Genomic DNA, 20784 nt, shown 5'->3' with positions numbered 1-20784 from the left:
CACATGGGTTCCCATTCATTCCCTCGGTATGTACGCTTGGGTCATATCGGGATTTCAGTTTGTTTCCGACGTCAGGTTTCGTCCTTCGGAACTCGATTTCGGAGCATCTGAATTCAAATATGTCCGAACCTTGTGCGCTGGAACAAGATACGGAACATCTACCACGTCCGCGCAGACACCACTTCTACGGGGACAATTCACGGTACCGATAACGACCTACGGTGGGATACCCATGCATGATGACGCCCTATACCTCTGTGCCCTGACCCATTTCGCGTCGCCGCCGCGCGAAGGTAACTCGGCAACACAAACGCTTCACGAACTCGTGTGCTACATCGCCGACATATTCGATACCGCAGCAGCAAGCATCACAGTCGCCCTTCCCGATCAACCGGACATCACGTCGGTCAGCTCCCCCGAATTCGATCGATGCGAACGAGAGTTTCGGATAGGGCCGGGTAGGTTACCCCGACTCGACAGCGTGCAGATCACCGATGTGCCGAGCGCCGCATACGCCTGGCCTGCCTTTGCTGCGCAAGCGAGCCACCTTGGCGTCAAAGCCGTGGCGGCGCTTCCGTTTTACCGGGAAGCAAGAAACTCGAGCGGGTCCGCGACCCCCGCACAAACCTCTATCGGGACCCTCACCGTCTTCTCACACGAGATGATCATCTGGGACGACGACGATGTGAGCGCAGCCCAGGCGCTGACCACCGTCGCGATGGGGTTCATTCTCATGTCGCTCGAACTACACGAGCGCGAACGGGAATCCATGCAACTGCAACATGCACTCGAAACCCGAATAGTTGTCGAACAGGCAAAAGGGATCATCTCCAAGGACCACAACACCACCATCGACTCCGCATACCAACTCATCCGCCGACGCGCACGGAGCCACAACGCGACCGTGCTGTCGGTCGCGCGGGCGATTGTCGAACTGGGACTGAAGGTGTGATCGATGCGCGTTGCTTTGGTGACACCGGCATTCCCCCCGTCCATCGGCGGAGTAGAAGACCACGTCGCGCAGTTGGCCACGCATCTGAGCTCAACCGGGATCGATGTCGAAGTTTTCACCGGCAGCCGTCGAGCGGAAACACTGGAGACCTCGAAAGGACACGATCCGATCGTTCACCGCTACCCCGCCTGGACAACCACCGCCATGTCAGTCTCGCCTCGATTGTTGGTGCGAACCCTGCACCTCGACAGTACTTTTGACATCGTCCACGTCCACAGCTATCACGCATCCTCCGCGTTGGCCGCATTGACCGGGTTCCGCAGGCCGGTGGTCTTCACTCCACATTTTCACGGAACCGGGCACACTCGATCCACCCGCATGCTGCATTCGCTCTACCGGAAATTCTCCCGAGCACTCTTCACCTCGAGCTCGGCCGTTGTCTGTGTGTCCGATGCAGAACTCGAGTTGGTGCACTTGTATTTCCCAGGCCTCGATACCTACACGACGGTCATTCCCAACGGCGTCGACGCAGAGGCAGTACGAGCCGCTGCGCCGTATCCCGACGAAACCGCCACGTTGTTGTTTCACGGGCGATTGGAACCATACAAGCGGGTGGATCGGATCATCGAGGCCATGGTCGAATTACCCGACACCGTCCAGCTTGTTGTCGTCGGCGACGGTTCTGCTCGAAATACACTGGCCGCCAGCTCCGCCCGCCTCGGACTCGGTGACCGGGTACGGTTTACGGGACGGCTGGACACTCCCGGTATGCATCGCTGGCTTCGGACGGCGGACGTGTCCATCTCGTTGTCCGAGCATGAAGCATTCGGCATCGCCCCACTCGAGTCAGCCGCAGCCGGATCACGAATCATCCTGAGCGACATACCAGCTCATCGTGAAATTGTTCGACGATTCCTCGGCGTCGGAGCAGTCCTGATCCCACCGACTGCAGGCGCCACATCCATAGCCCGCGCGATTGCACTTCAGTTGAGTGCCGGCATCCCCGGCGACGTGGTCTTGCCTGACTGGGCCGACGTGGCGACCGCAACAGCCCAGGTGTACCGACATGCACTCCGAGCGGAGCCGTAGCGTGGAGAGTCGCCGAGGAGTAAGTTCAAATTAGTCGGCATGCCCTTGTTCCCTGGTACTTCCGCACCGATATTCGGAGCTGCCCCTGATTCCCGGTAGCTCGTCCATCCCCGCACGGACGAGTCAGGTGGCACCCGCAATGAATCAGCCTTCGCTTCCGCACAACCAGCCGCCGTTCGAGACTGTGCCTCCACCTGTCAGCGTGCGGTTGCAGGACGGCGAACGCCGCGGGGTCAGCCTCTCGATACTGATGCCGGTCTTCAACGAGGAACGCACGCTGAAGGCAGCGATAGACCGCGTATTCGCCGTGCGCTATCCGTGCCGAATGGAACTGATAGTCGTCGACGACGGCAGCACCGATCGCACCGCGCGAATTCTCGAAGCACAGCGATCAGACGCTCGGACATCGAAAGACATTGTCGTAGTGACTCATCCGTCCAATCGCGGCAAGGGCGCGGCAATTCGAACCGGATTGGACTACGCCGCCGGAAGTCACCTCGTCATCCTCGACGCAGATCTCGAATATCTGCCAAGCGATATTCCGTCGCTGATCGCACCGGTACTGGCCGGATACTCCGATCACGTGTTCGGCGCGAGGGTCCGCGGAGTCAACGCCTGCTTTCCGTCATTTCGGTTTGCCATCGGCGGGCGCGCAACCACCTTCTTTGCCAACGTGTTGTACGACGCTTGCCTGACTGACATGCACACTTGCCTCAAACTCATCCCGACCGATCACCTGCGCTCCCTGACCTTGGTGGAAGGCGGCTTCGGCCTCGACACGGAAATGACAGCGCGATTATTGCGGTGCGGCATCCGACCTCTCGAAGTGCCTGTGTCCTATCACGGACGATCCGTGTCGGAGGGCAAGAAAATCACCTGGCGAGATGGTGTTGCCTGCCTTGCCGTCCTGGCTCGGATTCGGGTGCAGCACCGACCGGACATCGTGCCGACGGTGCGCCGGATCTCGGTAGTCGCAGCAGCACAGGGTGATCCGCCCGACAATCCGCCCCACAAGGTACTGCATCTGCCGAAGGCTGCGGGGTGATCAGTGTGAACACGGAAGGCAAACTCGAGATAATGCTCGTGGGCCCGGGCTTTCACTTCCTCAGTGGGTTGTCGGCCTACACCTGCACACTTGCGAACGAACTGAGTCGGGAACATGATGTGTCGGTGCTCCTGCTACGGCGGGTCATCCCGCGGCGGTTGTATCCGACTACACGTCGCTCACCGAGTGCCGGAACCGCACTTCGCTACGGCAACAGCATCACTCGCATCGGCGAACTCGACTGGTACTGGTTCCCCGGCCTGTTGGGGGCCCTGGCTCGGCTGCGCTCGGCAAAGCCGAATCTGGTTGTACTGCAATGGTGGACTGCCGCAACACTACACACCTATATCCTCGTTGCATTGGCTGCTCGTGCCCTCGGCATCCGTGTGGCCGTCGAGTTTCACGAGACTCAGGACACCAGTGAGGCGTCGGTCTTCGGCGTCGACATGTATTGCCGACGCGGTATGCCCATTCTGCTCTCGCTTGCCCACGGCGCGCTGGTCCACAACAACCATGATTTACAGTTGCTGCGCAGAACGTTCGGCTCGCGTCAATTCGACCGACTCGACATCGAAACAGCACCCCACGGGCCGTACACACACATCGCCGATGGTTCCGTCGGTTCCCCGGCCTCGCACGATCCCCCGGCTTCTCACGATTCCTGCAGTGGGCCAACCCGACTGCTGTTTTTCGGACTCATCAGACCGTACAAGGGGCTCGACGATCTCCTGGTGGCCTTCAACCAACTCAGCGCTGAGCAGGCAGCACAGTTTCACCTCACGATCGTGGGTGAAACCTGGGAGAACTGGCAGAGTCCGGCAGCACTGATATCCGCCAGTCCACACCGCCGGCACATTACCTTCGTGAATCGCTACGTCAGCGACGCCGAGGCCGGCCAATTCTTCCGCGACGCAGACGTAGTGGTGCTTCCCTATCGGCGCGCGTCGGCGAGCGGTCCGCTGCAGATCGCAATGCACTCCGGGCTGCACGTCGTGCTCTACGCGGTGGGCGGACTGGTCGAAGCAACTCGCACCTACGAAGGCGCCCATCTGGTCGAACCCGACAACGTCGACGCACTCCGTCGCACGTTGATGTCGATTCCACCGGACCGCCACCGACGATTCACCGACCACACGTCATGGTCGACCACCCTGCGTGCGATCGAACGGTTGGCGCGATCATGATCGCACTTGCTCCGATCGACGCCGAACAGACACCGCGGCACCGGTTCTCCGACACTTCACGCTCGGTGCTGCGGTCGTGGGCATCGACGGGAGTTCTCCTTGCGCTCGGAATACTCCTGATCGGTGTGGCGTACCGGATGTCGTCCGAAGGTTCACCGCCACCGCTCTACTACGCGACATTCTGGGTCGGGATGTTGCTCGGGGTGATTCCACTGGCTGCCAAACTGGCGGCTTTCGGGACAACAGTCAATCAACGCATCGGCGCGATAGCGTTGCTCGGGCTCTTCACGGCAGTCCCGAAGTATCTCCGAAACCCTTTCGGCCCGTCGTATCACGACGAATATGCGCACTGGCGTGAATCGGTCGACGTCATGTCGAGCGGCCAACTGTTCCCACCCAATTCGATCATTCCGATCGTCGAATATTTCCCCGGGACGTCAGCTCTGTCGGCCTCTATCGCCCAGCTGACCGGACTTTCGGCCTGGTCCGCCGGCGAAGTATTGATGGTTGTCACCCACGTCATGACGATTCTCGGTGCGTATGTACTCGGAACGTCGCTACTACGTTCCGCCCGTGCAGGTGCCGTGGCAGCGCTGATCTACGCCCTCAATCCGTCTGCCATCTATTTCGACACTCAATTCGCGTACGAAGGTGTTGCCATCACATTCTTCATGTGGGCGTTGGCCTTGACCTCGATTGCCGCACGTTCGGACGATCGTCGTCGGCGAATCGCGTTTCTGTCGATCGCGGTCACCTGCGGCGCTGTGTGCGTCGTGACCCACCATCTGACCACCATCGCCTTGCTCCTGATCTCGGGTGCAATCGCCGTCACCGTCACCGCATTCGGGTTTGTTCGCGCACACCAGAGGCCGTACGCATGGTGGGTTCTGCTGGGCGGCACCGCGGCCGTCGGCGCCGCCTGGCTTGTCTTTGTCGCATCACCGACCGTGAGTTACCTCTCGCCGTATCTCGCCAACTCGGTGGCTCAGTTGAGCAGCATCGCCACGTCACAATCGAGTGGCCGCGAACTGCTCGCCGCCAATGTTCAACCCCTCTGGGAACGAGCCTTCACCGCGGCCGCGCCGGCTGCAGTCGCAGCGATCTTCGCGCTGGGACTGTTGGTGATCGCGCGTGTGCGCAGCAAAGTCACGGCCGCAACCCTCGCGTTCATCGCCATCGGGGCGGTCTACTTCCCGTCCGTTCTGTTCGTGCTGGCGCCATCGGGTGCAGAGGGGGCCAGGCGCTCGTGGGCGTTCAGCTACGTCGGGGTGGCAGTGATGTGTGCCCTTGTCGTCGCATTCCAGGATCGGTTACCTCGCATTGTGATCCGGTTCCGGAAGCTGATTTCGCTCGCCGTCCTGATCGTCTTGCTGATCGGCAATGTCGGCGCCGGCCTCAACGATCCGTACCGATTTCCCGGCCCGTTTCTCTGGGGCTCGGACACCAGATCCGCGAGCGCCGAAGCCCGGACGGTGGCCGAACACATTCGACTGAGAGAAGGTCGTGTGCGCGTCGTGACCGACCGATACACAACGCTGGCGCTGGCGGCGTACGGCGAACTCTACGTCTCCGAACCGTCATCCGATTTTCCGGTGTGGGAGCTGACCCAGACCGACACCGATCCCGACACCAAGCTCGCTACCGACCTGGCCGGGGCCACCTACGACTACCTTGTCGTCGATACCCGAATGGCGGATTCCCCACCCTTCAACGGGGACAACTACGGCAGCGGAGATCCCTTGGCCGGCCTGCCGACCCCGCCGTCGTATCTCGACCGACTCGACCACGCGCCATGGGCGTCGCTGATCATGTCGACTGAACATCTCCGGGTATACCGACTCGATTCGGCGAGCGTCGGCACCGAACTGATCGATCTGACAGGAACGCCATGAAGCGCACTGACATTGCCACTCGGAGTCGCCAAGTCCTAGGCGCGGTACTGACTTCCGATCCCCGTACCGCGTTGAGGGGTGCCGCCGTTGTCGCGGCTCTGTCCCTCGCGGCGATACTGCTCGGCGCCCCGGTGGAAGTTCGGGTGCTTGCACTGGTCGCACTCCTCGTCATACCGGCGTGGGCGGCCGCGGCACTGATTCTCGGTAACACGCCCGGTAGCAGTGCCACACGAGATATCGAGACACGCTTCGACGGTCTCGAAAGACCGCTCCGCGTACTCCTTCCGGCCCTGTTCACCCTCATCATCCTGCTCGAAACCGTTTTGGCGCTGGGCCCCTTGGGATTTCAACTGACCACATCAACCATCGGACTGGCCCTCTTTGCCGTATCAGCAGCGTTGTTAGCCCTGGTGGCCATTCGCATTCGCCGGTCGCCGCGGAAACCTGAATCGCGCGCAGTCCCCGACGTACCGTGGCGCCGGGTCGGGAGAACCGCGCTCGTCTCGATCGCCTTGACGGCCCTGTGCGTCGGAGCGTTGATCGGAGCGCTCGCGATGCAGACAACGCAGCCCGAACGGTACGTCAACACGATTCTCACCGGCCCCGACACCGCTATCGCGGGACAACTCGCCGTAGCGCCCGGTTCCCCGGTCGACATCGAATGGACGTCGTACAGTTACGGATTCCTCTTTCCCGCTCTTCCACCGGACGTGTCCGCGACCATCGGCGGAATCTCACCGACCGATCCGCGGCTTGTCACGACACCACCGACCGCACCCTTCGACACCAACACCAATGCCCGCAGCGCCCAGGTCGGAACGGTGTCGTTCCTCGCACCGAACGAACCCGGCCGGTACCGAGTCGCGATCGACATCGTGATCGCCCAGACCCCCGACACTGTCGGTGTCGGACCGACGTCCCTCGTGCTCTATCTCTCCGTGGCGCCCTGATGAAGGTGACACTCGGCTCTCTTCCCCAGATCGCGCGGACCCGAATAGCCGAAGACTCGATGCTGCGCAACAGTTCCTACATGATGGCGAGCACCGTTCTCACTTCCCTCATGGGCTACGTGTTCTGGCTTGTTGTTGCTCACACGACATCAACCGAGGACATCGGAGTCGGGGCGGCCACCACCAGTGCCATGCAGGCGACGGCATTGATCGCCAGCGTCGGCGCTGCCACTGCGATGGTCGAGTGGCTGCCGCGCACGCTCACCGTTGATCGGTGGCGGCGAATCCTCACCGCCGCAGTGACAGTCGTGATCGTGACTGCGGTGTCCGGGTCTGCAGTCGTGGTTCTCACCTTGGGATACGTTCTGCACACGCTCCCGTCGCTGAGCACCGCTGTCGCTGCAGTGGCATTCACGATGGGAGCGACGTTCTTCGCTCTCGGCACACTGGCCGACTGTGTTGCAGTTGCGCTGCGCCGCAGCGGGCTGCTCCTCGCGCGCAACATGCTGTTCACCGGCTTGCGCATTCCGTTGCTGTTCCTTCCCGTGCTCATCCGAGGCACACACAACCAGATACTGACGGCCTGGAGCGCGGCCGCGGTGATATCGGTCGTGTTCTCGACGTTCTGGTGCAGACGAATTCGCGGCGAGCACAGTATGCGGCCGCTGTTCGGGCACCTCGTCTCCGATGTCCGGGACATGAGCGCGTCACTTCTGGGGCAACACGTCGTGACCGTGGCCGCGAGTGTCACGTCATTCGTACTGCCGATCATCGTGCTCGCCAGACTCTCCGAATCCGACGGCGCCTACTTCTATGCGACGTGGATGCTCGGCGCGGTGTTCTTCATGATCAGTCCGTGCATCGCAATGTCGCTGTTCGCCGAAACCGCAACAGATCCCGAGGACATCCCGACTCTCGCGCGGCGCTGCAGTCGGATCATCGCCGCGTTGCTCGGCCCGCTGATCCTCGTCTACCTCATCGGCGGTGGGTGGGCCTTGCGGGTATTCGGCGAATCGTACAGCGCCCACGGGAAAATGCTGCTGATCGTGCTGACCCTCTCTGCCATCCCGGACGCCGTCACCAACATCGCGGTGGCGGTTCTGCGCGCAGTCGGCAGGCTGCGCGAGGCGATGGCGCTCAACGTGTCGATGCTTTTCATGTGCCTGACACTCTCCTGGATCCTGTTGCCTTCCATGGGAATTGTTGCTGTCGGTATAAGCTGGCTCGCCGCACAGAGCCTCGGCGCGCTCTGGACGTTGGCACGGTGGCGCTACATCATCGTGCCCGCACAGCAGAGGGTTCTTCGGTGAAGGGGGTTCTCCCATGAAGGTCCTCGTGGTCTCCGACAGCTACCCACCGGCGGCCGGTGGACTCGAACGGGCCGTTCATGCACTGGCCACCGGATTGGCCGGCGGCGGAACCGAAGTCACAGTCGCCACACTCAGTCGAAATGGCACAGCGTCGCCTTCGCTCGACGGCCTGGTCACTGTCCACCACCTACCTGGTTGGACGCGATTCCTGCGACCGTTCACGTCCGACCCTACCCACCAATTTCATCCCACCGCACCCGATCCCGCACTGACCAGGCACCTCCAGCGCCTCGTCGATCGACTCCAACCCGATGTCGTGCATGCCCACGGATGGATCCTGCACTCGTGCCTACGATTGCGCTTACCTGAGCGAACCGCACTGGTAGTCACCCTCCACGACTACGGGCTGACCTGTGCCAAGAAAACTCTGGTGCCCAAGAACGCGCTCGACACCGTATGCCCGGGTCCCGGAATCACGCGGTGTCTTCGGTGTGCAAGCGAGTTCTACGGGGCACCGAAGGCCGTGCCACTTGTCCTCGGACTGGCCGAGAGCCAACATGTCCTCGATCGCGTCACGCTCTTTCTGCCGATCAGCACAGCAGTGGCGGAATCATGTCTGGAGGGAGTCGACCGCGATCGGGTAGCCGTAATACCGTCGTTTGTACCCGATAATGTGAGCGATGAAGGACGCGGGAATGGTACACCCGATTTCCTCCCGTCCACCGACTACCTGCTCTTCATCGGTGCTATCGGCCCGCACAAGGGAATCACGACTCTTCTGGACGCGCAGCGGCTCATGCCCACGCCGATTCCACTGGTCGTGATCGGAATGCAACGCCCTGATACTCCACCGATGATCGGCAACTCCGAACGTCCGGTGATCGTGCGCACCAACGCCGGACACGAACAGGTCATGGTTGCCATGCGAAGGGCTCGCGTGGTCTGTGTTCCGTCGAGATGGGCGGAACCACAAGGACTTGTTGCCATCGAGTCGATGAGCGCGGGAACCCCGGTTGTCGCATCCGACATCGGCGGGCTACGGGACGTGATCGACCACAATCGCTCCGGGCTGCTTGTTCCTCCCGGCAATGCCGCCGAACTCGCCCGAGCACTCCAGCGGCTGCTCGACGATCAGGCTCTCCACACACGTTTGGCTGACGGCGGAAGAATCAGAGCCCGCACGTACACCGAATCCACTGTCCTGCCGCAGGTTCGACTGGCTTACGCCAGGGCAATTTCACTACGGGCCATCTCAATTTCACTACGGGCCATCTCACGGCGAGCTGTATGAGAGCGGCGAGCCGTATGAGAGCCGCAGCGTCGTGACGAATTTCTGCGCCGTCCCGAATTTTGCACAATCGCAACAGCGTACGCGTTCCACCACACACTCGATGGCGGCTCGCCTCGATTGCAGGTTCCGTCAGACTCACCGGGATGTTTGACCCACAGGTACGCGTCCGCATGTGCTGCCTGGGTTTGTCTTGTCGGCGCCGACCCCAGCGCGCGATCCGGCGGATTGCACCAATTGAGCGGCCCTTCGGGGGGTGGTCCGGCGCCGTTGCGTGAGGTATCGACAACGTAGGTCTTTCCGCCGGTCAGTGCTGATACGGACTCGCCGTACGCTTCCTGCTCCGCGGTCGTGTAGAAGTTGGCGACATTGAGACTGAATCCCCTGGCTCGATCCACGCCTGCCGATCCGAGTCGGCTCGCCAGCTCGGATGCATCGAGCCATCGAGAATGACCACCGTCGATGTACACCGCCGTATTCGCATCCGCAGAAAGAGCATTCACCGAATAGCGAAGAAGATCCATTCGTTCCGCGACCTGTTCGGAAGACAGGCACGATCGGTCGGTGAGCGCATCCGGTTCCACGATCACCACCGCTTCACGGTTACCGATTCCCGCCGCGACGCTGTCCGACCAGGCCCGGTAGTCCGCGCCATTGCTGTACCCGCCGGCAGAGAAGGAACCGCAGTCACGCTGGGGAATCGCATAGGTGACCAACACCGGAACTGCATCCGCACTGGCCGCGCCGTCGACATACCGCCCCACCTCGTTGGCGACCGCTGACGGCGGAGATGTTGCGCTGAGCCAGAATGCCTGCGGTGTGTCGGCCAATCTGGCGACGGTCGAGGCGGTTTCCGGGTAGTCGACCATCGCGCGCGCCGCACTCGAATTCGGGTCGACGTAGAAGCCTCCGGACGCGACCTGCTGCAGAGTGTCCAGGTCGTCACGCGCTCCCGCAGCGCAACAACTCGAACCTGTCATGAGCACAACCGCGCAGGCACACGCGATGATTCGATTCCATGTCACGGTAGATCCACCCTTGTATCGTGAAGAGTATCGTGAAGACCTGCCAGCATGATCGCCGCCAGTTCTTCGATTTGTGGGCTGTCGAGAATCGAGTCGTGGCTTCCGCACAGAAAGTGCGTGCGCACTCGACCTTCGTGGAAGGTATCCCACCCCAGAATCGGTGTTCGCACTTCCGCCGCCGTCGTCGACGTGACAAATAGCTCGAGTGGCACGCTGTGCCCGCGCTGTTCGTAGCGCGCCATGATGTCCCAGACACCTCGAAGATCGAAATCCTCCGTCGCCGAACGCCGAATGAGTCCCGCGGCAATCAGTTTCTCCCGACCCGACCATCTCAGATTGCGGGCATACTCGGTCACCAGCTTGATCCTGCCGGGCTGGCGCAGTCGCTCGAATCGTCCCGACGACGACTTCCATCGCTTCATCACTCGCCCTGCGGTTTCCGGCGTCGGAGTGTCAAGTATCCCCAGCCATGCGACCTGCTGCCCATCACGATCCAACTGCCGGGCAAGCTCGTACGCCACAAGCCCGCCGAACGAGAAGCCCGCCAATGCATACGGCCCTTCCGGTTGAACGGCACGCATCGCCGACATCATGGGCTCCACGAGTTGCTCGACGGTATCCGAGCGCTCAGGGCGCATCGACGCGGCAAGTGGGAGCAGCGGATACACGCTCTGCTCGTCGCCCCATAGCGCACGCAGGTGCCGCAGACTCATCGCGCTCGGGAGATCGGGAAACACGAAGAAGGCGGGCGGCCGATCCGTTGCGGCCGCATCGTGCGATTCGGCCGGCGACGACGCTCCGTCCACGAGGCGCGCAAGCCCAGCGACGGTAGTTCCCTTGTCGAGGAAGTCGACCAGCGACACCTGCGCACCCATCCGATGTTCGATTTGCGCAACAAGATTCGCAGCCAGAATCGAATGCCCGCCGAGATCGAAGAAGTTCCGATCCAGATCCGACACCTCAGTAGCGAGCAGCATCGACCACAAGGAGGCAACCTTCTGCTCTGTCGGTGTGAGCACCCGCGCAGAAGACCACTCGGAAGTGATTGCCGCGCTGCGATGTTCATCTGCACCCTCGAGCTGCACCCGAGCGCCCACGTCACGCAACGCCCGACGATCGAGTTTCCCACTTACCGAGGTGGGAAGCGCCGGCACTCGAACGATCACGGCCGGCACCATGTACTCCGGCAGTCGTTGCCGTGTCCACGCCCTCAGATTCGCGTCGTCGTCAGGTTGGTTCTGCTCGGATCCGAGCACAGCCGGGACGATGTAGGCAACCAACTGCGGCTGTCCTCGATGGTCGGTGCCGACGTCGACGGACACCGTTGCCACGCCCGGGTGTTCTCGCAGCGTCGCTTCGACCTCACCCAATTCGATCCTGAACCCGCGGATCTTGACCTGATCGTCCAGTCTCCCGAGGTGCCGCAGCCGTCCGTCGGCGAGATACCGCCCGCGATCACCGCTGCGGTAGACGCGTCCTCCGGGCACAAACGGATCCGGAACGAACCGTTGCGCCGTCTCACCCGTGCGGTGGAGATACCCTCTCGACACCCCTGGTCCACCGATCGCAATCTCTCCCGGCACGCCCATCGGCAGTATCCGCCCACTCGAATCCGTCACGTACAGGCGTGTTCCCGGCATCGGTCGTCCCACCGTCACGGATTCATCCGGGGAGACCGATCCGCCGCCGGCGAACACCGTGGTCTCGGTCGGGCCCCACCCGTTCCACACGCCCGCGCAGAGACCGGACAGCGACGTTGCCACCGACTGCGGTAGCGGTTCGCCAACCGCACCCGCGATCAACTCGGGGCGTCCCGCCCAGCCCGATTCGATCAGCGCTGCCCAACTGGTGGGGGTTGCGCTCATCCGCGTGGCGCCGCACTGTTCGATCACGTGCGCTAGCCGACGCGGGTCGTGCATCTCTTCGGTGGTTGCGACCACAAGGCCGGCCCCGATCCCGAGAGTCACGAAGTAGTCGCCAACCGACATGTCGAACGTGTAGGACGCCACCGAGAGCACAACGTCGTCGGAATTCAGATCCAGCGCCACCGGCAACGACGACATCAGATCCAGCACATTACGGTGTTCTACCTGAACACCTTTGGGTGTCCCGGTCGAACCCGACGTGTAGATGATGTACGCCAAATCGTCAGGCCGAACCGCCCCCGTGTACCGAGCGTCGACCAACCGTTCTGTGCTTCGATCCGAGGGCTCCTGACCGTCCACCGTCACGATGGGGCGCTCGACCCACGTCAATTCCTGCGCCAAGGATTCGGCAGTCAGCACTACCGACGCATGCGCGTCCTCGAGCATGAACCGGGCCCGCCGCACCGGTTGCCTCGGCTCGATCGGCAGATAGGCAGCGCCCACCATCAACACTGCCAGGATCGCCGGCACCAGATCGATCGTCCGCGGCATCAACACCGCCACAACACTTCCCGGACCGATACCCACGCGGTGAAGACGTCCCGCAATCGAACGGGCCCGGTTCACCAGTTCGCCGTAGGTCAGGCAAATATCACCCACCGTCACGGCCGGCGCGTTCGGCGACACGGTGGCCCGATTCACGATTGCCTCGTGGATCGTTTCCGGAGGCCTCCCGGCCAGTTCCGACTCGACAGTGGCAGGGTTCAGATTCAGCTGCCGCGCCATGTCCTCGGAATCCGCAAGTGACAACTCGCTCAAGGCAGCGGTGGGATTTTCCGCACACCGACGCAGCAGCAAGTGCAGATGGCGCCCCATCAACGCGACCGTTCCCGAATCGAAAATGTCTGTGTTGTAGCTGATTCTGCCCACCAACCGGCCGTCGTCGCGCTCGTCCAACTCGAGGCTCAGATCGAACTTCACCTGCCCGACTCCGGCGCCGACGGCGTTCTCCATCAACTGCATCGACCACTCGTCGTCGACGGGAACCGCCGGGGGTTCGAGAACCAGGACCGCCTGAAAGAGCGGGTTCATTCGCGGATCTCGCGGCACGTCCAGTCCCCGGACGAGCCGTTCGAAGGGCACCACCCGCCCGAGCGCATCCAGCACTTCGGTGCGAAGGGCAGCGACGGCCTCGGCAAAGGTCCAATGCTCGCAAAGCCGGGCCCGCAACACGGTCGGAGTGAGGCAGTACCCCACCATCGACTCGAGTTCGGACCGTTGACGCAGGTCGGTCGGTGTTGCGAACGTGACATCGCCACTGCCCGTGTAACACTGGAGCCAGTACGCGTACACCGCGGCCAGCGCGTGGAAAAGCGTTGCCCCCTGCCGGCCCGCCGCGGAACGCAACCTCGCAACCGTGTCTGCGTCAACCGAAACCGGCTCCACCGACCCGACAAACCGTGGGCGCGGCGGACGCGGCCGGTCGAGCGGAAGGTCCAAGGCCGGCGCTCCCTCGAAGTGCCGTCGGTAGCATTCAACCCTGTTTGCCACCTCGTCGCCCTCCACCCACTTTCGCTCCCAGGAGGAGTAGTCGCCGTGCTGAACGGGTGACTCACGCAGCGCCGGTAGTGCGCCCGCGATCCGAGAGTTGTACAACGACACCAGCTCCGGAAGAAATATCCGGTACAGCGTGACGCCGTCGAAGATCAGATGATGCAGTCCGAGGTACAACCGATGGCACGAGTCGGACACACGCACCAACTGCGGCCGGATCAGAGGACCCACGCTCGTGTCGTACGGCTGACGTGTCTGCTCGACGGCAAGATCTGTTGCCACACCGACCGCTTCGTCGAACGGTAGGTGGCTCACATCCAAGACTGGCAGCTCCGTCACCGTCGGCGGATGGATCACCTGCCGCGGTTCGTCGCCCACCATCGCAAACGTGGTGCGCCACGCTTCATGCCGACGGATGAACTCGTTGAACGCCCAGCTGAGGGCTTCGACGTCGAAAGCGCCGTCCTTGGTCACGATGGCAAGTTCGTTGTACGCAAGCGCTTTCGGGGCTAGTCGATTGAGGTACCACAACTGCAACTGTGCGGCCGACAGCGGCGCGTAGTGCACACCGGTCTCGCTCCCCCGTCTGCGCGGCACGGACGGTGGTGCACCGTTCGCTTGTGCTCCCCGCAATCGATTCTCGAGCAAAGCTTTCCGTGCCGCGATGCGCCGCTCGTTGTCGAGGGTGGTCATTGCGACCACCGCACGTTCAACGACGCAAGGCCACGTAATCCCAAATTGGGGCGCCACCGGACTGGTCCCGGTTCGAGTTCCAGTCCAGGCAACCGAGCCAGCACAGTCCCGAATGCCGCCTGCGCCTCCATCCGGGCCAACGGGGCACCGAAGCAGAAGTGTCCCGCCCAACCGAATGCGAGGTGACGGTTGGGTGCGCGATGCAAGTCGAGCCGACCAGGATCGGTGAACTTCGACGGGTCCCGATTCGCGGACCCCATCACGGCGATCACCGCTTGGCCTGCCGGGATCGGTTGTCCGGCAATCTCCACCGCGTCCGGAGCAATCCTCGCCGTGTGTTGGCTCGGGCTCTCGAATCGCAGCAGTTCTTCGATCGCTGCGCTCAGACCGGAGGGATCGTCGATCAATTCCTGGAACTGATCGCGGTGACGGAGCAACGTGAGCAAGCCGTTGCCGATCAGATTGGTGGTTGTCTCCTGTCCACCGACCATGGTCACCACGACGTTGGCCACTATCTCGTCTTCGCTGAGACTGTCGCCGTCGATCTCCGCTGCGCAGAGCGCACCGATCAAACCGTCGGTGGGGTGGGTGGCCTCACTGCGCACCGCAGCCTGAAAGTACTCCGTCATCTGCTCCACGCTGCGCAGGACGCCGGCAACACGGCCGGGATTGTGCTGGAAATTGCCGAGCATCTCGGCAAAGTCACTTGACCAGTTCTTCAGCAGTTCATGGTCTTCGGTGGGCACTCCCAACATCTCCGCGGTCACGATGGCGGGCAGAGGGTTGGCCAGGGTGTCCATCACCTCCATGCCCCCGTCGTCGATGACCGCGTCGATCAGCGAGTCGGTGATCTCCTGGATGTGACCGCGCAGGGCCGCAATACGGCGCGGTGTGAAGGCCGCGGCCGCCAATCCCCGAACCCGACCGTGTTGTGGCGGATCGAGGAACAGCATCTGGCGCACCATCACTTGCGCCACCGGAGCCAACTGCTCCATCCCCAACTCGGCCAACTTTGCCGGCGTGGGCGTGCGATCAGCTTTGAACCGTGTGAGTACGTCGGCGACATCGGCGTAGCGAGTCACCACCCACGCGTGTAAGTACGGATCCCACATCACCGGCGCCTCGTCGCGCAAGGATTGGTAGAGCTGGTAAGGATCTGCCAGCACTTCGGGGTCGAGCAGTCGAATCAGACTGGGGGCCTTGGTCGGTGCCGTGGTCATCATTCACTCCGTCCTGCGTCGAGAAGCTCCTGGTCACTCATCCCGGATATCTGCTCCACGACCAGCTGTTCCACCTTGGCTGCCATGTCACGAACCGTGGGGTTGTCGAAAAGCTCGAGCAATGTCATTTCCACGCCGTACATCTCGGCTATGCGAATGATCAACTGAGCGACCAACATCGAATGGCCGCCGAGGACGAAGAAGTTCTCGTCGATCCCCACAGCCGGCAGATCCAGCCGTGTGGCGACGATCTCGGCGAGCGCAGCCTCGACCTCGTTTCGAGGCGCGATCAACGCCCCTCGGTCGACACGAATGCTCGAGTGCGCCAACCGCTCCAACTCCGCGCGATCAATTTTTCCGTGCGCGGTGGTCGGGAACTCGCCAAGTTCGATGATGCAACGAGGCAACATGTGATCGGGAAGTTGCGCCGAGAGATACGTCTGCAGCCCCGATATGTCGGCCGTCTTGTCACCCCGAACGACAAACGCGGCCAGGGATGGATTCTGCCGATCCCCGTGAACGATCACCACGCTGGCCTGCACCGCCGGGTGTCGATCGAGTACCCCGGCGACCTCGCCGACTTCGACCCGGTTACCTCGGATCTGCACCTGATCGTCGCGTCGGCTGGAGAACTCGACATCACTGAATCCGTTGACCCGAACCAGATCACCGGTCCGGTACTCGCGTTGCGCAGGGTCGTCGCCGTGCCGCGAGAACTTCTGCGCGGTCAACTCCGGCAGGCCGAGATATCCGCGGGCTACCGATACACCCCGTATCACCAATTCTCCGACCTCACCGGCACGGACCGGGGACCCGTCCTCACCGACAACCTCGAGATCGACGCCGTCGATCGCGCGACCGAGCGCAGGTAACGCGTCTGCTTGGGTTTCACCGGCGAGCGGATCGACAATCCCGGACACGGAGACAACGCTCGCCTCGGACAGTCCGTAATTATTCACGAGTGTGAACGGCAAGCCAGGCGGCGGACGGTGATACAACACGTCGCCTCCGGTCAACAGAATCCGCAGTGAAGTGTTATCCGGCCAGCTCATCGCAATCAACGATTCTGCGAGTGGGGTGGGCACAAAGCACACGCTCACGCGTTCGGAGACCAGCCAATCACGCAACCGCACCGGATCGTTTTCCAATCCCACCGGAACTACGTGCAACGACGCTCCCGCCGTCAAAGCCGGCCACAGTTCCCACACTGCTGCGTCGAACCCTGGACTCGCGATCAACGTGCATCGATCGTTCGAGGTGACCGCGAATGCCCTTCGGTGCCAGTCGATCAGGTTGAGCAATCCACCGTGCTCGGCGACAACGCCTTTCGGCTCACCGGTCGAACCCGACGTGTAGACGACGTAGGCGGCATCAGTCGGTTGGGTGCTGACAGTCTCGGCGCTGACTGCCTCGCCGTCGATCGGGGTGCCCATCGTGCGCGGCGGAACGATCGGGTCGACCCAATCGAGCCTGGCAGCAACGTCGGGAAAGGCAACTAGCGCGCGAGCAGAACTGTCCTGCACGGCAAACCGAAGTCGCGCATCAGGCTGCCGCGGATCGAGTGCCACGTAGCCGGCACCCACCAAGAGGATCCCCAATGCGCCGACTACACAGTCCGTCGAACGCGGCACACCCAGAGCCACAAGATCACCCGGAACAACCCCGGCAGATCTCAGCTCGTGGGCGAGCGCGCTTGCGCGAGAATGCAGTTGGCCGTAGTCAAGCTCTTCGTCCACCGAGGCGACGGCTACGCTGCGGGGCGCGGATTCCACCACTCGCGCGATCCGCCGCGCCACGGAATCGTCAGGCAAATGTTCGTCAGGCAAATGTTCGTCAGGCAAATGTTCGTCAGGTAAATGAGAGTGAAGATGACGCTGAATGTGATTCATGAGGGCCTGCCTACTCGTCCATCAGATCGGACGAGCCACCAGGCATCAGGGGTAGCTCCACGCACCGCGCCACCAGGAATCAGGGGTGGAACGGCTCTGAATTGAAAGTTACTCCACTGCGGGGTCGATGGCTAGATGCCTTCCATGGCACACCGGCCCGGATCGGTGTAGCTTTCGACTAGGCGGCAGTCTGCCCTTCCTCACCCGGCGGCGCTGCGGGCCCTCTCCAGAGCTACCCCTGATGCCCGGCAGCTCGTCCTCGCTGCGCTGACGAGTAGGTAGCCACGATGAATCTCGAATTCGCCGATCTTCTTGCACATTTTGTGCAGCTGCTGCCGACCGTCTACGTGGTGGACGATGTGATGACGGAGTTGTTGGAAAACAGTGTCGACGCCCTCGGGGTGTCGGGTGGCAGCATCAGTCTGGTCAGCGGGGGCGAACTGAGATGCATCACGTCGATCGGCGATTCCGCTTCCGACATCGAACGATGCCAGGAAGGACTTCAGTCCGGCCCCGGACGGACGGCATACGAGAAGGGCGAGAGGATCGCTGTCACCGATATCCGTCAACGGCACGATCTCTGGCCTGAATTTGCCGAGAACGCCAGACGGTTGAACGTCGCAGCTACTGCGAGTGTCCCGATGTCGATCAACGGCGAAACGATCGGCGTTGTGAGTCTGTACTCGCACGAGCCACGCGCGTGGTCCGCCGACGACATCGTGTTCACGTACCTGGTGGCGAACATGGCAACGGGGTACTGCGTCAACGCGTCGAAACGCCATCAATTGCAGCAGATTCGTTCTCAGCTACAGGAATCGTTGAAGGTGCGCATCATTCTCGAACAAGCCAAAGGCATTACCGCCGATGCGCGGCGCACCGGAATCGACGAAGCGTACGCGTTGATCCAAGCTCACGCACAGTCGTGCAACGCCTCGGTATCCGCTGTCGCTCGGGCAATAGTCGATGTCGGACTACGGGTGTGAAGGCGTCAGAGTTGTCGCCCGTAGGGTCGGCGACCTGCGCCCTGCGCGCAGCATCGCAGCGATACGGTCGGATTTCACCGGTGGGCTGAAGAGAAATCCTTGCGCATATCGGCATCCGAGATCGAGCAGGATTTGCGCTGCCCGACCGGAGTCGACGCCTTCTGCGACCACGTCCAGCCCGAAGGAATCTGCAAGTCCGACAATCGAGTGGACTATCGCCAGATCGTCGTGATCGATTCCCAGTTCATGAACGAATCCCCGATCGATCTTGACCGTATCGACCGGCAACACCTTCAACTGAGCCAAAGAACTGTACCCGGTTCCGAAATCGTCGAGAGCGATGCGAACGCCGAGTTCCTCCAGTCCACGCAGGGTTACCAACACATGCGCCAGATCGTGCATCACCGCCCTCTCCGTGATTTCAACGCACAAACTGCTACCCAAGAGGCCATGCGTTTCCAACTCGATTGCAACGGAATCTACAAAGTCGCTGGTAATCAACTGTGCCGGTGATACATTCACGCACATGAACATCGGAACCCCTGAAATCGTCCCGTTCCACTGCGCCAGTTGACGGCAAGCTTCGCGCAGAACCTGCCGCCCGAGTTCCCCCGACAGGTTGGCGGCCTCGGCGATGTCGATGAACGAATCCGGTTGAAGCACACCACGAACCGGGTGGTTCCACCGCACCAACGCTTCCACACCAGCCATCACACCCGACGCCAGATCGATGACGGGTTGGTAGTACACCTCCAACTGACCGTCGCGTATCGCAGCACGCAGGTGCATCTCCATCTCCGCGTGATCGTCGTTGGCTGCCCGCATCTCGTCGCTACACACGACTACCGCATTTCCTCCGTCGGATTTTGCGGTAAGCACGGCCTCGTCGGCGCACCGGAGCAATTCGCCCACGCTGCATTCACCTGGCTTTGCCACCGCGATGCCGATACTCACGCTTCGCCCCACCTCTTCGGTTCCCAGCGAGATCGGCGTGGAAGCGACCACCTGTGCTTCTCGCGCAATCACTTCGGCCTCGTCGGCGTCCATCGGTTTCGACATGACTATGACGAACTCGTCACCGCCGAGGCGGACGACGACGTCATCCTGGAATCTACCTTCGAGGCGGTTTCCGAGTTCGTGAATGAACGCATCGCCCGCATTGTGTCCCAGTAGATCGTTGACCACCTTCAGCCTGTCGACGTCCAGGAACAGAAGCGCAACGGGCCCGGGTTCCCCCGGTTGCAGACGTCGTTCGAGTTCACTGAGAAGCATCCTCCGATTGGACAGCCCGGTCAGCTCGTCATGATCAGCCAAATAGCGCAGACGCCCCTCCGCAGCCACCCTCGCCTGCAATTGAGCGAACAGAGTGGCAATGGCGTTGAGTGCATTGATCTCTCGAGTTGACCACTCCCGGTCGCCGAACTTGATGAATCCCAGGACCCCCGTGGTGACGGGACCCGACAGCAACGGCACTGCGGCCATGGACGTCTCGAAGACACCTGCGCCGCTTCGGATCCTATCTTGATACCCGCTCGGTTCGGGGCGGATGATCACTGCTTCGCGCGCATTCTCGGCAGCCGCAAAAACCGGGTCCGCGTCCCGAAAGTACACCACTCCCAACGGGTCCGGATCGGGAATATCCTGGCGCTGCGGCCACTCCGCCACCAGCACCGTCGCACCGATCGTGTGATCGTTGCGCCGCAGGAAGCTGACGTCGACGCCGAAGTAGTCGACCAGGTCACGAAGGACCTCGGTGGCCGCTGCGACCGACGTCGTCGAATCGGCCGGCATCAGTCGACCGGCAACGTCGGTCACCAACTGTTCGAGGCTACGTCCGTCCATGAT

At 62.0% G+C, this 20784-nt stretch carries 14 protein-coding genes; 9 read left to right on the top strand and 5 right to left on the bottom strand.

What is annotated here, in order from left to right; genetic code table 11:
* The first annotated feature begins 232 nt into the window (after window positions 1-232).
* The 8 genes from V2B23_RS21910 to V2B23_RS21875 all read left to right on the top strand — a co-directional run bounded on the left by V2B23_RS21910 (window position 233) and on the right by V2B23_RS21875 (window position 9713).
* Entirely contained in the window at window positions 233-952 is a 720-nt protein-coding gene (locus V2B23_RS21910; protein ID WP_430952256.1) for an ANTAR domain-containing response regulator, read from the top strand.
* A gap of 3 nt (window positions 953-955) precedes the next feature.
* On the top strand, window positions 956-2041 hold the full coding sequence (locus V2B23_RS21905) for a glycosyltransferase family 4 protein (protein ID WP_430952255.1): 1086 nt from the start codon (window positions 956-958) through the stop codon (window positions 2039-2041).
* Between the two features lie 139 nt (window positions 2042-2180).
* On the top strand, window positions 2181-3086 hold the full coding sequence (locus V2B23_RS21900) for a glycosyltransferase family 2 protein (protein WP_430952254.1): 906 nt from the start codon (window positions 2181-2183) through the stop codon (window positions 3084-3086).
* A 5-nt stretch (window positions 3087-3091) separates the two neighbouring features.
* Entirely contained in the window at window positions 3092-4270 is a 1179-nt protein-coding gene (locus V2B23_RS21895) for a glycosyltransferase (protein ID WP_430952253.1), read from the top strand.
* Window positions 4267-6162: a hypothetical protein gene (locus V2B23_RS21890; RefSeq protein ID WP_430952252.1), complete on the top strand. Its 1896-nt coding sequence runs from the start codon at window positions 4267-4269 to the stop codon at window positions 6160-6162. Before V2B23_RS21895 ends, V2B23_RS21890 begins: the two co-directional genes overlap by 4 nt.
* Window positions 6159-7112, top strand: coding sequence for a hypothetical protein (locus V2B23_RS21885; protein ID WP_430952251.1), 954 nt, complete (start codon window positions 6159-6161; stop codon window positions 7110-7112). The genes V2B23_RS21890 and V2B23_RS21885 overlap by 4 nt, the downstream gene beginning before the upstream one ends.
* Window positions 7112-8422 carry a lipopolysaccharide biosynthesis protein gene (locus tag V2B23_RS21880; protein ID WP_430952250.1) on the top strand — a complete coding sequence of 437 codons (1311 nt, stop codon included), beginning with the start codon at window positions 7112-7114 and terminating at the stop codon, window positions 8420-8422. Before V2B23_RS21885 ends, V2B23_RS21880 begins: the two co-directional genes overlap by 1 nt.
* Window positions 8423-8435: 13 nt before the next feature.
* Window positions 8436-9713, top strand: coding sequence for a glycosyltransferase (locus V2B23_RS21875; RefSeq protein WP_430952249.1), 1278 nt, complete (start codon window positions 8436-8438; stop codon window positions 9711-9713).
* Here V2B23_RS21875 and V2B23_RS21870 read toward each other — a convergent pair.
* The 4 genes from V2B23_RS21870 to V2B23_RS21855 are packed head-to-tail and all read right to left on the bottom strand — an operon-like array spanning window position 9644 to window position 17956.
* Window positions 9644-10735: a glycoside hydrolase family 6 protein gene (locus V2B23_RS21870; RefSeq protein WP_430952248.1), complete on the bottom strand. Its 1092-nt coding sequence runs from the start codon at window positions 10733-10735 to the stop codon at window positions 9644-9646. The two genes, V2B23_RS21875 and V2B23_RS21870, sit on opposite strands and share 70 nt — an antisense overlap.
* Window positions 10732-14847, bottom strand: coding sequence for a non-ribosomal peptide synthetase (locus V2B23_RS21865; RefSeq protein ID WP_430952247.1), 4116 nt, complete (start codon window positions 14845-14847; stop codon window positions 10732-10734). The genes V2B23_RS21870 and V2B23_RS21865 overlap by 4 nt, the downstream gene beginning before the upstream one ends.
* Entirely contained in the window at window positions 14844-16067 is a 1224-nt protein-coding gene (locus tag V2B23_RS21860) for a cytochrome P450 (protein ID WP_430952246.1), read from the bottom strand. The genes V2B23_RS21865 and V2B23_RS21860 overlap by 4 nt, the downstream gene beginning before the upstream one ends.
* Window positions 16067-17956 carry a non-ribosomal peptide synthetase gene (locus tag V2B23_RS21855; RefSeq protein ID WP_430952245.1) on the bottom strand — a complete coding sequence of 630 codons (1890 nt, stop codon included), beginning with the start codon at window positions 17954-17956 and terminating at the stop codon, window positions 16067-16069. Before V2B23_RS21855 ends, V2B23_RS21860 begins: the two co-directional genes overlap by 1 nt.
* 287 nt (window positions 17957-18243) lie before the next feature.
* Between V2B23_RS21855 and V2B23_RS21850 the strand changes: the two genes are divergently transcribed.
* Window positions 18244-18939, top strand: a complete 696-nt coding sequence (locus tag V2B23_RS21850) for a GAF domain-containing protein (protein WP_430952244.1) — start codon at window positions 18244-18246, stop codon at window positions 18937-18939.
* Here the strand turns inward: V2B23_RS21850 and V2B23_RS21845 are convergent.
* A complete protein-coding gene (locus V2B23_RS21845) occupies window positions 18928-20781 on the bottom strand; it encodes a putative bifunctional diguanylate cyclase/phosphodiesterase (protein WP_430952243.1) in 1854 nt (617 codons plus the stop codon). The genes V2B23_RS21850 and V2B23_RS21845 overlap by 12 nt on opposite strands.
* Between the last annotated feature and the right edge of the window lie 3 nt (window positions 20782-20784).

The organism is Rhodococcus sp. 24CO (assembly GCF_050586165.1).
Taxonomy (GTDB): Bacteria; Actinomycetota; Actinomycetes; order Mycobacteriales; family Mycobacteriaceae; genus Rhodococcus_F.
Note: the sequence above shows the minus strand (reverse complement) of the source record. Positions and strands in the feature narration are given on the sequence as shown.